The 13,340-nt window shown below is 73.3% G+C and carries 13 protein-coding genes and 1 pseudogene; 4 read left to right on the top strand and 10 right to left on the bottom strand.

Features of this window, described 5'->3' with window-relative positions; translation table 11 throughout:
- Positions 1-124: 124 nt before the first annotated feature.
- From ACIRF8_RS29175 to infC, 5 genes and pseudogenes are all read right to left on the bottom strand, one after another.
- Complete coding sequence (locus ACIRF8_RS29175) at positions 125-1,243, bottom strand: ATP-binding protein (protein ID WP_404219493.1); 1,119 nt, start codon at positions 1,241-1,243, stop codon at positions 125-127.
- Between the two features lie 141 nt (positions 1,244-1,384).
- Complete coding sequence (locus ACIRF8_RS29170; RefSeq protein WP_404219491.1) at positions 1,385-2,215, bottom strand: TrmH family RNA methyltransferase; 831 nt, start codon at positions 2,213-2,215, stop codon at positions 1,385-1,387.
- Positions 2,216-2,383: 168 nt separating this feature from the next.
- A complete protein-coding gene (gene rplT / locus ACIRF8_RS29165; protein ID WP_006350245.1) occupies positions 2,384-2,770 on the bottom strand; it encodes a 50S ribosomal protein L20 in 387 nt (128 codons plus the stop codon).
- 97 nt (positions 2,771-2,867) lie between these two features.
- Entirely contained in the window at positions 2,868-3,062 is a 195-nt protein-coding gene (rpmI, locus tag ACIRF8_RS29160) for a 50S ribosomal protein L35 (RefSeq protein ID WP_007829094.1), read from the bottom strand.
- Between the two features lie 123 nt (positions 3,063-3,185).
- A pseudogene (infC, locus tag ACIRF8_RS29155) lies at positions 3,186-3,894 on the bottom strand (translation initiation factor IF-3).
- A 350-nt stretch (positions 3,895-4,244) separates the two neighbouring features.
- On the opposite strand from infC, the gene ACIRF8_RS29150 reads away from it, so the two are divergent.
- A complete protein-coding gene (locus ACIRF8_RS29150; RefSeq protein WP_404219488.1) occupies positions 4,245-4,616 on the top strand; it encodes a DUF1844 domain-containing protein in 372 nt (123 codons plus the stop codon).
- An 8-nt stretch (positions 4,617-4,624) separates the two neighbouring features.
- Here the strand turns inward: ACIRF8_RS29150 and ACIRF8_RS29145 are convergent, their stop codons facing one another.
- Positions 4,625-5,356, bottom strand: a complete 732-nt coding sequence (locus tag ACIRF8_RS29145) for an SseB family protein (protein WP_404219486.1) — start codon at positions 5,354-5,356, stop codon at positions 4,625-4,627.
- Between the two features lie 85 nt (positions 5,357-5,441).
- On the opposite strand from ACIRF8_RS29145, the gene ACIRF8_RS29140 reads away from it, so the two are divergent.
- Complete coding sequence (locus tag ACIRF8_RS29140; RefSeq protein ID WP_404219484.1) at positions 5,442-6,239, top strand: serine hydrolase; 798 nt, start codon at positions 5,442-5,444, stop codon at positions 6,237-6,239.
- Between the two features lie 336 nt (positions 6,240-6,575).
- Here the strand turns inward: ACIRF8_RS29140 and ACIRF8_RS29135 are convergent, their stop codons facing one another.
- Complete coding sequence (locus ACIRF8_RS29135; RefSeq protein ID WP_404219482.1) at positions 6,576-7,367, bottom strand: TetR/AcrR family transcriptional regulator; 792 nt, start codon at positions 7,365-7,367, stop codon at positions 6,576-6,578.
- 135 nt (positions 7,368-7,502) lie between these two features.
- Between ACIRF8_RS29135 and ACIRF8_RS29130 the strand changes: the two genes are divergently transcribed.
- A complete protein-coding gene (locus ACIRF8_RS29130) occupies positions 7,503-8,573 on the top strand; it encodes an alpha/beta fold hydrolase (RefSeq protein WP_404219480.1) in 1,071 nt (356 codons plus the stop codon).
- Positions 8,574-8,687: 114 nt separating this feature from the next.
- On the opposite strand, the gene mycP is transcribed toward ACIRF8_RS29130, so the two are convergent.
- Both mycP and ACIRF8_RS29120 read right to left on the bottom strand, forming a co-directional pair.
- On the bottom strand, positions 8,688-9,848 hold the full coding sequence (mycP, locus tag ACIRF8_RS29125; protein WP_404219478.1) for a type VII secretion-associated serine protease mycosin: 1,161 nt from the start codon (positions 9,846-9,848) through the stop codon (positions 8,688-8,690).
- Positions 9,845-11,050: a hypothetical protein gene (locus ACIRF8_RS29120; protein WP_404219476.1), complete on the bottom strand. Its 1,206-nt coding sequence runs from the start codon at positions 11,048-11,050 to the stop codon at positions 9,845-9,847. The genes mycP and ACIRF8_RS29120 overlap by 4 nt, the downstream gene beginning before the upstream one ends.
- 139 nt (positions 11,051-11,189) lie before the next feature.
- On the opposite strand from ACIRF8_RS29120, the gene ACIRF8_RS29115 reads away from it, so the two are divergent.
- Positions 11,190-12,392 (top strand): amino acid deaminase/aldolase, encoded by a 1,203-nt coding sequence (locus tag ACIRF8_RS29115; protein ID WP_404219474.1) that lies wholly within the window; start codon positions 11,190-11,192, stop codon positions 12,390-12,392.
- A gap of 18 nt (positions 12,393-12,410) precedes the next feature.
- Here the strand turns inward: ACIRF8_RS29115 and ACIRF8_RS29110 are convergent, their stop codons facing one another.
- Positions 12,411-13,313 carry a DUF2510 domain-containing protein gene (locus ACIRF8_RS29110; RefSeq protein WP_404219472.1) on the bottom strand — a complete coding sequence of 301 codons (903 nt, stop codon included), beginning with the start codon at positions 13,311-13,313 and terminating at the stop codon, positions 12,411-12,413.
- Positions 13,314-13,340: the final 27 nt, after the last annotated feature.

Genomic DNA, 13,340 nt, shown 5'->3' with positions numbered 1-13,340 from the left:
GATGGCCCCGTCCACGACCCGTCCCGACTTCGCTGACGAACCGTCCCTGACGTGGAGACGCAATGTGCCAAAGGACGAGTCTACCGGGGGCTGACGTGTGCGAATGAGCCCGTGGGGCCGACGCTCAGGCGCTGAGGTACGCCGGTGCCGCCACGGGCAACGTAAATCGGAACCTGGCGCCGCCTCCGGGCGCCCGGCCGACGGTGATGGTCCCGCCGTGGGCCTCGACGATGCCCTTGACGATGTAGAGGCCGAGCCCGGTGCCGCCGCGCTTGCTGCCCCGCCAGAAGCGGGTGAAGACGCGGTTCATAGATTCCTCCGGGATGCCTGGGCCCTCGTCGCTGACGGTGACCGAGGTCGATTCCCTGGCCGTCGTGGAGGGCTCCACCTCGATGGTGACGGTTCCCTCGCCGTGGCGCACCGCGTTTTCCAGCAGGTTGCTCAGCACCTGGTCGACCTTGTCCGGGTCGGCCCACAGATCGGGCAGCGGCTGCTCCACGCGGAGCAGGAACCGCTCGGCGGACTGTCCGGCGGCGACGTGCGCCTGGATGTGCCGGGAGACGGCGGCGCCGATGTCGACGGGCTGGCGGCGCAGCTCCAGGCGGCCCGAGTCGATGCGGGAGATGTCGAGGAGTTCGGTGATCAGCCGGGTCACGCGGTTGGCGTCCGCGTCGACGGTCTCCAGCATCAGCCGCTTCTGCTCGTCCGTGAACCGCTCCCACTTGGCGAGCAGGGTCGCGGTGAACCCCTTGACCGAGGTCAGCGGCGAACGCAGCTCGTGGGCGACGATGGCGATCAGCTCGGCGTGGCTGCGCTCGGTGCGGCGCCGGGCCTCCGTGTCGCGGAGCGAGACGACGACGCGGCGTACGGGTCCGGTGGGGCGGCTGCGCACGTAGCGGGCGGTCACGAGGACTTCCCGGCCGCCCGGCAGCAGCAGGTTCCGCTCCGGCTGGCCCACCCGGGTGGCGAGGCCGCCGTAGGGGTCGGTCAGTTGCCACCAGCGCCGGCCTTCGAGGTCCTCCAGGGGCAGTGCGCGCTCCAGGGGCGCCCCGAGGGCGCGGGCGGCGGGCACGGCGGTGATGCGCTCCGCGGCGATGTTGAAGCTGACGACGTGGCCGCTCTCGTCGGCGACGACGAGTCCGTCGGGCAGGTCGTCGGGGTGCAGGCCGGGTCCGGCGGGACCGGGCGCGGCCGCCCCGGGGAGGGCGCTCGCCCCCGGTGTCCTGCTGGTGCGGACCGTCATCTCCCCGTACCCCACCTCTCGAAACGGCACAGTGGGCCCCGAGCCGACCACCCTACTAGCCGTGGGCGACCGACTACCAGTCACCGGTGACGCGGGGAGAGCGCACGCCAGGCGCGTGCGCCGGGGGCGCTTTCGGACGGGTCAGCGGCGGCAGCCGCCGGGGGCGCGCTGGGCGCGGGCGGAGGCGTAGAGGCAGACGGCGGCGGCCGTGGCGAGGTTGAGGCTCTCGGCCTTGCCGTGGATGGGGACGCGGACGACGGCGTCGGCGAGGGCGCGGGTCTCCTCGGGCAGGCCCCAGGCCTCGTTGCCGAAGACCCAGGCGGTGGGGGTGCCCATGGTGCCCTTGTCCAGTTCGTCGTCGAGGTCGTCGTCCCCGGCGCCGTCGGCGGCGAGGACGCGTACGCCGGTCTGCTTCAGCCGGGCGACGGCCTCCTCGACGGGCACGCCCACGGCGACCGGCAGGTGGAACAGCGAGCCGACCGAGGCGCGGACGGCCTTCGGGTTGTACAGGTCGACGGAGGCGTCGGTGAGCACGACGGCCTCGGCGCCCGCGGCGTCGGCGCAGCGCAGTACGGTCCCGGCGTTGCCGGGGTCGCGTACGTGGGCGAGGACGGCGACGAGTTTCGGCCGGGCCGCGAGGATCTCCTCGAACGGCGTGTCCAGGAACCGGCAGACGCCCACGAGCCCCTGGGGTGTCACCGTCGTGGAGATGTCGGCGATGACGTCCTCGTCGGCGAGGTGCACCCGGGCGTCGGCGGCGCGCGCCTCGGCGACGATGTCGGCGTAGCGTTCGGCGGCCTCGACGGTCGTGAACATCTCGGCCAGCGCCCCGTGCGCGGCGGCCTCCCGCACGGCCTGCGGTCCCTCAGCGAGGAACAGCCGCTCCTTGCCCCGGAAGTTCCGCTTGGCGAGCCGCCGGGCGGCAGAGACGCGGGACGACTTGGGGGAGATCAGCTCGGGGGCGGCAACCATCACAACTCGCTTGGGGAAAAGGTGCCTCAGGGGCGCGGGGAACTGCGCGAGCAACCCACCACGACCCGCGCACGACGGGCAACAGGGGACAGCGGACGAGACGCCGAACGAGAACGGACCCGCAGGCAGCAATACCTGCGGGTCCGATTACACCGGCTCAGCGGAGCGTCAGGCCGCAGCCTTGGGGGCGTTGACGTCCGCCGGCAGCGCCTTCTGCGCGACCTCGACCAGCGCGGCGAACGCGTTGGCGTCGTTGACGGCGAGCTCCGCGAGGATCTTGCGGTCCACCTCGATGTTGGCGGCCTTCAGACCCTGGATCAGGCGGTTGTACGTCATGCCGTTCTGGCGGGCAGCGGCGTTGATGCGCTGGATCCAGAGCTGGCGGAAGTCGCCCTTGCGCTTCTTGCGGTCGTTGTAGTTGTAGACCAGGGAGTGGGTGACCTGCTCCTTGGCCTTGCGGTACAGACGCGAACGCTGACCGCGGTAGCCGCTGGCCTGCTCGAGGATCGCCCGACGCTTCTTGTGCGCGTTTACCGCGCGCTTGACGCGTGCCACTTTTTACTCCTTGTAGCGGGGCCGGGGTGGGACTCACCCGGCCCGATTTCGATTAGGTCCCGGTCTGTGACGTGCGAGGCGCCGAGGCGCCCGTACGTCACTTGCCGAGAAGCTTCTTGATCTTCTTGGCGTCGCCCGGGGCCATCTCGGCGTTGCCGGTGAGGCGGCGCGTCAGCCGCGACGACTTGTGCTCGAGCAGGTGGCGCTTGCCGGCACGCTCACGGAGCACCTTGCCGGAGCCGGTGACCTTGAAGCGCTTGCTGGCACCGCTGTGCGACTTGTTCTTCGGCATAGCGCCGTTCTCTCCTCGTCAGTGGCGTTCCCTGCCGGTCCGTGCCATGGGCTCGAACCGGCCGCGGTGGAACGTCAGTTGTGTCGGTGGGTCTCCGGGGCGCACAGGCTGTACGCCGCCGGATCATGCCTCGGCAGGAGCCTCGGCGGGGACTTCGGTGGACGCCTCGGCCGGAGCCTCGGCACCGCCGTCGGAAGACTGGTCCTCGGCGACGTTCTGCGACTTGCCGGGGTTGGCCTTCGCGTCGGCCTTGCGGGCGGCCTGCGCCTCGCGGGCCTCGGCCATAGCCTCGGTCTTCTTCTTGTGCGGACCGAGGACCATGATCATGTTTCGGCCGTCCTGCTTCGGGTTCGACTCGATGAACCCGAGGTCCTCGACGTCGTTCGCGAGACGCTGGAGCAGCCGGTAGCCGAGCTCCGGCCGGGACTGCTCGCGACCACGGAACATGATCGTGATCTTGACCTTGTCGCCCTGCTTGAGGAACCGAACGACGTGACCCTTCTTGGTGTCATAGTCGTGCGGGTCGATCTTCGGCCGGAGCTTCATCTCCTTGATGACCGTGTGCGCCTGGTTCTTGCGCGCCTCACGGGCCTTCATGGCCGACTCGTACTTGAACTTGCCGTAGTCCATGAGCTTGCAGACGGGCGGACGGGCTGTCGCCGCCACCTCGACCAGGTCGAGGTCGTACTCCTGAGCGAGCTCAAGGGCCTTGGCAAGCGGAACAATCCCGACCTGCTCGCCGCTGGGACCGACAAGTCGCACTTCGGGAACGCGAATCCGGTCGTTGATGCGGGGCTCGGCGCTGATGGATCCTCCTCGGTTAGCACCACACGACGGCCTGGCGGGCCGCCGCGTACTTTTCTGATGACTACCAACCGCGCCGGAGCACAAAAAATGCCCCGGACGGTACACGCGCGGGGCTCCAAGGAACTACCGGAGCACCGCCACGGTGGACCGCGGGGCGCAAACTCGGACGGCTCCATCGTCCGTACGGAACGATGGGGGCCGTCTGACCGGTGACCCGCCGCCCGCCAGGGCAGTCAGGTGGGAGATCGGAGCCTCCACTTGTGGGCCGGTTACTCAGGTCACGAGGACGTGGGTCTCCGGCCGGTCGTCACACCAGGTTAGCAGCACTTGGGGGGTGCGCCCAACCTGCTGCGCGGGCGGCATATCGTGGGGCCCATGAGTGACGCCACCCCCGCAGCCCCTGCTCCCGAGACCCCCGACTACGACGCGCTGACCCGCGACATCGCCGAGGTGCCCGCCGTCGAGGTCATCGTGACGGTCGCGGTGAATCTGATGAGCGCCGCCGCGGTGAAGCTGGGCCTGACCGAGGAGGGCGACGCCCACAAGGACCTCGACGAGGCCCGCAAGCTGATCCACGCCCTGGCCGGGCTGCTCGACGGCAGCGCCACCGAGATCAGCTCGTTCCACGCGGCGCCGCTGCGCGACGGCCTGAAGTCGCTCCAGCTCGCGTTCCGCGAGGCGTCGTTCGTGCCGGACGAGCCGGGGCAGGGCCCGGGCGAGAAGTACACGGGCGCCGTGTACGGCTGACGTCCGGCTCAGTCCCGTACGTAGAAGGGCTCGCCAGGTGGCGTCGTCCCGGCCGGCAGGAGTGCCAGGTCGAGGCCGCGTACCAGGCGGGCCCGCAGTGTCTCGTCGGCGGCGATGCGCCCGGCCACGGCCCTGGCGGTGGTCGCCGGGTCGGCGTCGGGGGCGATGACCAGGGCGAGGACACCGTCCGCGGAGCCGGGGCCCAGGTGGGCGCGGAGCACCGCGGGCTCGGCGGCGACGGCGGCCCGGACCGCGCCGGTGACCGCCGGGTCGGCCAGCGGGTCGGTGGTGGTGCGGCCCTCGGCCAGGGCGTAGAGCGCGGCGCCGGTGATCTCGTAGGGGACCGGGCCCGCGAGGTCGAGGACGACGGTGTCGGCCTTCTCGTGGGCGGCGGCCTTCAGCGCCTGGTGGAGCGGGACGGCGACCGGGCGGGCCTCGGGGTCCCACAGGGCCAGCGCGTGCGTCGAGGTGAAGGCGGGCAGCGCGGTGCGGTGGCCCGCCTTCAGCGTCGGGACCGCCATGTCGCTGGTCTTCTCGCGGCGCAGCCCGTTCTCGTCCTCCTCCACCTCGCCGAGCACGGCGACGACCGGGACCAGGAGGCGGGCGCCCTTCAGCGCCTCCAGGACCGGGCCGTGGGCGGTGCGGTCCTGGTCCCAGGCGGTCAGGGCTTCGGCGAGGCGCGGGTCCGCGGTGCCGTCGTCGTCGGAGAAGCCGGGGTCGGGAATGTTCTTGTTCGCCACGTTCACCGACCCTACCGAGGGGCCGGGCCCGGGTTCTCGGCGGACCCCGGGGTGCGTCTCACCCGCCACACAGGAGGACATCGACATGAGGTCTGTGCAGCCGTCCGCTTCGTCTTCCGTGGATCTCGACGCCCGGCTCGCCGGGGCCGTGCGGGCGGTGACCGACGGGCGCGACGGCGAGGTGTCCGTGGCCGTGCTCGACGTCGCGGCGGGGAGGCGCGCGGTGTACGCGCCGGACGGGACCACGTACGACACCGCGAGCATCGTCAAGGTGGACGTGCTGGCCGCCCTGCTGCTGCGGGCGCAGGACGCGGGACGGGCGCTGACCGCGCGGGAGAGGACCCTCGCCGCCGCGATGATCGAGCGCAGTGACAACGCGGCGACGACCGCGCTCTGGGACGCCATCGGCGGCGCGGACGGTCTCGACGCGGCGAACGAGCGGCTCGGGCTGCGGCGGACCAGCGGTGGCGACGGGCCGCTGTGGGGGCTCACACAGACCACCGCCGCCGATCAACTCACCCTGCTCCGGGAGGTGTTCGGGGTCGGCGACAACGTGTTGAGCGCGGCGTCGCGGGCGTACGTGCAGGGGCTGATGGGGAATGTCGAGCGCGACCAGGCGTGGGGCGTCTCCGCGGCGGGACCGGCCGGGGCGGCGGGCGCCGAGCTGAAGAACGGGTGGCTGCGGCGCGGCACCACCGGCCTGTGGGTGATCAACAGCGTCGGGCGGGTGCGCGTCGGCGGCGAGCAGTTCCTGGTGGCGGTGGTCTCTCGCGGGAGCGCCACCATGGAGGGCGGGATCGCGCTCGTGGAGGGTGCGGCGAAGGCGGCGGTACGGCCCCGGAGTCCCGGCCCGGACACCAGGGAACATGTAACCGGGCAGTAGGTTCCGGTGGCTTGCCGTTCACGGGTGTGCGTAGTCGGGGCACAGGGCATCCCGGTGCGAACGATCATGGTCTCGGCGCGAGGGTGCTCACGGGGTGTTAGTCATCGCGGCGGGCTTTGCGCTGGGCCGGGACCGCCGGAGCGCCCGGGCCGCCGTCGAGCGCCTGACAGCGGGCGAGGAGTCGGTGGTGCACGGCCGGGACGGCGGTAGGGCGTCCCACCTGACTTCCGTCTCGCCACCGTCCGGTGGCGAGCGACCAGGTGCGAGGGAAGCGTCCGCCGCATCCAGAAGGACGCCGCCCCGGTTCGCATCGCTGATCGCGGCGGGTGCGCCGCGCTACGAAACGGCCCGCGAGGCGGGCGCCCGGGGCTCGGCCGGGTGTCCGTCCGCGGATGCGCCATCGGAGTGTTCGACGAGTCTCTGGATGCCGTCGAGGAGGCAGGCGAGGCCGAAGGCGAGGGGGTCGTCGTCGGTGCGGGCGAAGCCGCCTTCGGCGAGGACGCGGGTGACGGCGGGGAACCGGTCGGCATGCTCGCTCAGTTGGCGGGCGGTGAGGCGGTCCCACTCCCTGTCGGCCTCCTCGTTCCGGTCGAGCGTCTGCTGGGTGAGGTTGCGGACCAGGCTCAGGACGAGAAGGGCGGCGTCGTGGCGGCGGCGGGCGTCGAGCCCGGTCGGTTCGAGGGCGGCGAGGGCCACGTCCAGCCAGGCCACCTGGTGCGGCCCCATGGCCTGCCGTCGCAGGCCCGTCGCGGTCAGGATCCAGGGGTGGGCGCGGTAGACGTCCCAGCAGGCCCGGGCCCAGATCTCGACGCGGCGGCGCCAGCCACCGGCGACGCGGTCGAGGTCGGGCGGGGCGCCGAGCACGGTGTCGACCATCAGGTCGACGAGGTCGGGCTTGCCGGGGACGTAGCGGTACAGGGCCATCGTGGTGACCCCGAGCAGCCCGGCCACCCGCTGCATCGACAGGGCTTCCAGCCCCTCGGCGTCGGCGATCGCGATGCCTCGGCGGGCCACGTCCACGGGGGTGAACTTCGGTTTCGGCCCTCGCCGGGGGCGGCTGTCGGTCTCCCCCCACAGCAGCGCGAGGCTGGCGCCCGGGTCCCGTTCGCTCTCCTTGTTCGCCGGCACGGTACCGGTCTCCTTTCCCGCGGCCAGGCCGCGAAGGGGTGCCAACAAGTATCGGGGTTGCCCCCCGCCCAGTAACTGTGTATAACATACACAACAATTAACCGTGCATCACGTACACAGTTCTTAGGGGCGTCCATGCTTGTCACTGCCATCACCGCGGCCGGCGCCACCATCGCCGCCTCCGTGACCGCTCTCCTCTCGCACCGCGCGATCGTCCGCTCGGGAAACGCCCGCCGCCTGCGCATCACTGGCGGCCAAGGCGTCGACGAGCAGTACTTCACCCGGATCGGCGGGCTCGACCAGTGGCTCTCCGTCCGGGGCGAGGACCGCGCCCACCCGGTCGTGGTGGAACTCCACGGAGGCCCCGGCTCCTCCAACTCGATCCTCACCCACGTCTCCCGCGACTGGGAGCGGCACGTCACCCTGGTGCGCTGGGACATGCGCGGCACCGGCAAGACCCTGCGCCGCTCCGGCGCCGACGCGCAGGGCGAGATGACGTTCGACCGGCTGGTGCGGGACGCCGTGGAGGTCGTCGAGCACGTACGGGACCGCCTCGGCGCGGACCGGGTCGTCCTGCTGGGCTGCTCCTTCGGCAGCGCCGTCGCGCTGCGTGTCGCCCGCAGCCGCCCCGACCTCGTCGACGCGTACGTCGGGACCGACCAGAAGGTCTTCGACGGCGGCCGGGACTCCTCCGACTACTACGCCGCGCTGGAGCGGCTGGAGAGGGCGGGCAAGAAGAAGGAAGCGGCGGCCGTCCGGGAGATGGGCCCGGACCAGCGGACTTGGAGCGCCGAACAGTTCAGCCACTTCAGCCGCTTCGCCTCCGCCACCGACCCGCACACCTTCGCCGCGATGAAGTCCGTGGTGATGAAGTCGCTGTGGTTCTCGCCGCTGCACTCCATGCGCGAGATCGTCACCTTCTTCAAGAGCTTCATGGTCTCCGCCGCCCTGCTGCCGGGCACCGCCTCCTTCGACGACCGCGCCGACGGCACCCGCTTCGACGTGCCGTTCTTCGTCGTCCAGGGCGCCTGCGACCTCGTGAACACACCCGCCCGCGCCCGCGCCTTCTTCGACGAGGTGCAGGCACCCGTCAAGGAGTTCACTCTGATCGAGGACGCCGGCCACTTCGCCGCCTACCGGCACCCCGAGGTCTTCCTCGACGTCCTGCGGACCCGCGTCCTGCCCGCCCTCGCCGGCAGCCGATAGGGCCGCTTTCCGCACGGCGAGGTGTCCCACCGGAGGGAAACGGTCCCCAGAACCTACTGGCGGGTTACTTGTCCCCCGGTGTCCGGGACAGGACTCCGGGGCCGGTACGGGTTCTCAGCGGCGGCGGCTGAGCCGGTGGCCGCGCCACAGGTGGACGGCGGCGCCGAGCAGCAGCGCGCCGAGGACGTAGGCGACGGGCGCGACCCAGCCGGCGGGGCCGTCGTCGTCCGGGGCGTCCGGGCCCGGGCCGAAGTACTTCTCGCCGTATGCGGCCGAGGTCAGGCTCCGTGGTTCCAGCCGGTCGCCGGCGCGGATCGCGGCGGCCGGGTCGACCATGCCGAAGCCGCGCGAGTCGTCCCGACCACCGCTCGGCGGGTCCTGGGCGGTGTCCTCCATGAGCTGTTTGATCTGGGCCGGGCCGAGGCCCGGGTGTGCGGCGCGGACCAGGGCGACGGCCCCGGAGACGAACGCGGAGGCGGCGCTGGTGCCCCACGCCGAGTAGTACTTGCGGTCGGGGTCGGCGGTGACGATGCCGCGGCCGGGCGCGGCCAGGGTCGCGTACCAGCGGCGGGTGGAGAAGTAGGCGCGGTTGCCCGCGGAGTCGACGGCGGTGGCCGTGATGACGCCCGGGTAGGCGGCCGGGTAGGAGATGTGGTCGCCCTTCTTGCCGCCGTTGCCCGCGGAGGCGACGACGGAGACGCCCTTCTTCAGCGCGTACTGGACGGCCTCGTCCTCGCCCGCCTCGGCGTGGGCGGTCGGGGAGTCGTCGCCGAGGGAGAGGTTGATGACGTCGGCGCCGTGGTCGGCGGCCCAGCGGATGCCTTCGGCGAGGGCGTTGCCCCGGCTCTCGCGGGCCTTGGCGCGGGCGGGGTCGCCGTCCTCCAGGATCACGCGGACGGGCAGGATCTGGGCCTCGGGGGCGATGCCCATGACGCCGTCGCCGCCCGCCGTGCCGTGTCCGTGGCCCGCGATGATGGAGGCTATGGCGGTGCCGTGGCGGGCCCACGGTTCGTCGCCGCGTCCTGCGCCGAAGCCTATGAGGTCCTTGCCCGCGAGGACGTTGCCCGCGAGGTCGGGGTGCTGGTCGTCGACGCCGGTGTCCAGGACGGCGACCGTCACGCCCTTGCCCTTGGTGGTGCGCCACGCCTCCTGGGTGTGCATGGCCGCGAGGCCCCATTGCTGGGCGCGGACCGAGTCGGCGTGCGCGGCGGCGGCCGGGAGCAGGGTGAGGGAGACGGCGCCCGCGAGGGCGGCGATCCGGTGACGGCGGTTCATGAGGGCTGCTCCGTGGAGGTGCTGACGGCCTTGCGCAGCCCTCGTTCGACGCGGTCGGCGATGCCCCGGGCCTCGTGGCCGAGTCCGGCCTGGGCGGGGGCGGCGGTGGCGCCGGCCTTCATCGCCTCGGCGGTGGGCAGGGGGTCGGCGACGGTGCGGCCGTCGGCGAAGCCGGAGACCGCGTAGACGACGACCGGGGCGTCGGTGAGGACGTCGAGGGACCAGGACGCGCGCTGGGCGTCGCCGAAGTGCGCGGCCGCGGTGCCCGGTACGGCGTACGGGCGGGGCACGAGGTCGGGGCGCGCGTCGAGGCCGTCCTCGGTGAAGCGGGTGCGCAACGCCTTGGCCGCCTCGGGGTCGGCGCCGGTGAACAGCAGGCCGACGGTGGTGACGTTGCTCTGCGTGGCGTCGGTGTAGGTGGCCCGCAGCAGGCGCAGGCAGCCTGCGGGGCGCAGTGCCTCGTACAGGAGGGGGTCCAGGGCCTTGCGGCAGCCGCTGTCGGGGGCGACGCCGATCCGGGTCCAGGTGCGGTCGGCGCCGCCGGGTCCGGCGCCCTCGCCGTCGAGGGTGCGGGGGAAGAGCTGGTCCACGGGGATGCCGTGCCAGAGTTCGGCGGCGTCGCGGTAGGCGCTCCGCGCGGACACGGTGCCCTCGCCGTCGTCGCCGGTGAGCAGGGTGCCGGTGGCGGCGCCGCCGATCAGTCCGAGGCCGAGCACGAGGCAGGCCGCGGCAGCGGCGGCGCGCGGGCGCAGGCGGGCGCCGACGGGGCGCAGCCGGGTGGTGCTGTCGTCGTAGTGCTCGGGGCGCGCGAACCGCACGAAGGGCCGGCCGGCCGTGCCCGGCAGGGGGGTGAGGTCGACCGTGCCGGGGGCCCTGCGGGGGGCCAGGGGTGTCCTCGGCGGGGCCGGTGGGACGGGGCGCAGGCGGGTGGTGGTCTCGCTCGGGTGCGCGGGGGCGCCGTGGCCGCTCGCGCCGGTTCCCGTGCCGTGTGCGGGGCCGGTCTCGGGCGGCAGGGGCCGCCGGGACGGCGGCGGTGGGGTGTCCGGGAGGCGGGACGAGGGGGCCGGCGGGGGCGGGGTCGCGGGCAACGGCGGTGTCCCGGCCGGGGGTTGCGGGCCCGGCGCCTGCGCCGGGCGGGGCGGGACGGCCGGCGGCGGGGGCGTCGTGGGACGCGGCGGGACACGTCGGGCTTCCGTGCTCATGCCTCCCCGTTTCCTCAGCCTGCGTGCGCGTCACTCTAACGGGCGTGTCCACGGACCTGCCCCGGCGGTCCACGGGCTCGGCCGATCTGCCCGGAACGTCCCTCTACCCTGCGGTAATCGGGTCTGGCAGTCTTCGCTCATGACACCGCGCGCCGCCGACCGGGCCCGCTTCGACCGGGCCACCGCACACCTCGACGCCCCGCTGGCGATCGTGGATCTGGACGCCTTCGACGCCAACGCCGACGACCTTCTGCGCCGTGCCGCGGGGAAGCCGATCCGGGTGGCCAGCAAGTCCGTCCGGTGCCGGGCCCTGCTGGAACGGGTGCTGGCCAGGGACGGGTTCGCCGGGATCATGTCGTTCACGCTGGCGGAGTCCGTCTGGCTCGCGCGGTCCGGGTTCGAGGACGTGCTGCTGGCCTATCCGTCCGCGGACCGGGCCGGTTACGCCGAGCTGGCGCACGACCCCAAGCTGGCACGTGCGGTGACCGTGATGATCGACGACCCGGCCCAGTTGCGGCTGATCGACGACGCCAGGGACGGGGGCGGCGAGGAGATCCGGGTCTGTCTGGAGCTCGACACGTCGTGGCAGGTCCTCGGCGGGCGGGTGCGGATCGGCGCCCTGCGCTCCCCGCTGCGCACCCCGGCCCAACTGGCCGAGCTGGCACGGACGGTGGCGCGCAGGCCCGGGTTCCGGCTGGTCGGGATCATGGCGTACGAGGGGCACGTGGCCGGGGTCGGCGACGCGGTCGCGGGGCGTCCGGTGCGGTCGCGGGCGATCCGGCTGATGCAGGCCGCGGCCCGCAAGGAGCTGGCCGTGCGGCGCGGCGAGGTGGTGCGGGCCGTGCGTGCGGTGGCGCCCGACCTGGAGTTCGTCAACGGCGGCGGGACCGGCAGCGTGCAGCACACCGCCGCCGAGGAGGCGGTCACGGAGATCGCCGCCGGGTCCGGTCTGTACGTGCCGCGTCTCTTCGACAACTACACGTCGTTCAGCGGGCGTCCGGCCGCGCTGTTCGCCCAGCCGGTGGTGCGCAGGCCGGGGGTCGGGATCGTCACGGTCCTGGGCGGCGGGTATCCGGCGTCGGGCGCCGCGGGCCCGGACCGGCTCCCTGTCCCGTATCTGCCGGAGGGGTTGCGGTACGACGCCCAGGAGGGGCCCGGGGAGGTGCAGACGCCGCTGCTCGGGGCCGCGGCCGACGATCTGCTGCTCGGCGACAAGGTGTGGTTCCGGCACGCGAAGGCCGGTGAGCTGTGCGAGCGGTTCGAGGTGCTGCATCTCGTGTCGGGCGACACGGTGACCGGGACCGTGCCGACGTATCGCGGCGAGGGCTACACGTTCCTGTAGGCAGCGGTCGGCCGGTGATCAGGTCGGGCCGACGCTGCTGCCCACTCCCCCGCCGCCTGCCGTGGCGCCGACCGGTCGGATGCCCTTGACGATCGTGTCGAGGTCGGAGAGCGGTGGGGCCCCGGCGCTCGCGTCGAGGGTGCAGCGTACGGCGACGAGCGACTGGGAGCCGACGCTGGAGGGGAACACCACGGACTGCACGTAGCCGCCGGGCCCCTCGGCGGTCGTGACCTTCCAGCGCACGAGGTAGCCCGCGCGCCCGGCGACCGCGATCTGCCGCGCGACGAGGACCTTGTGGTCCGTCATGCCGCCGAACGGCCGCTGTCCGACGGCGTCGGTGTCGTACGCGAGGTCGGCGGCGTCGGCGACGTCCTGGGCGGCCAGGGTGCGTGTACTGGCTCCGGCCGCCACGCCCGTGAGGGTGCGCGTGGCGACGGTGCCGCTGCGGCACAGGCCGTCGTCGTACGGGCAGGTGTAGGTGCCCGGTGTGGTCAGGGCGATGTCGGCGGAGGCGACGTTCTCGGCCTTCTGCCAGCCGTCGACGACGGGCAGGGTGATGCCGTTGAGCTGGTCGGTGACGCGGGAGGGGTCCTCGGACGGTCTTGGCGCCACCGCGGTCGGGTCGGGGCCGGACGTGGTGGTGGGGGGTGCGGAGGGGCCGCCCCGCGCCTCGGTCCCCGCCGCGCTGTCGGTGTCTTCGCCCAGGACGACGACGGCACCGGTGACGGCGGCGGCCACGAGCGCGACCCCGGCCGCGGCGACGGCAACGGCCCTGGTGCGCCGGCCGCCCGGCTCGCGGGCCGGGCGCGCGGCAGCCGCCGGGACCGGCCTGCGGTCCTGCGTCCACGTGGTCCCGTCCCACCAGCGTTCGGTGGCCGGGGCGTGCGGGTCCGGGTACCAGCCCGGCGGCGTCATGCTCATCCCGGCACCGTAGGGCGGGCCCGGAAG

Origin of the sequence: Streptomyces sp. NPDC102406, assembly GCF_044765725.1 — a bacterium.
GTDB lineage: Bacteria > Actinomycetota > Actinomycetes > Streptomycetales > Streptomycetaceae > Streptomyces.
The sequence above is the reverse complement of the archived record's forward strand: the minus strand, read 5'-3'. Positions and strand labels throughout refer to the sequence as shown.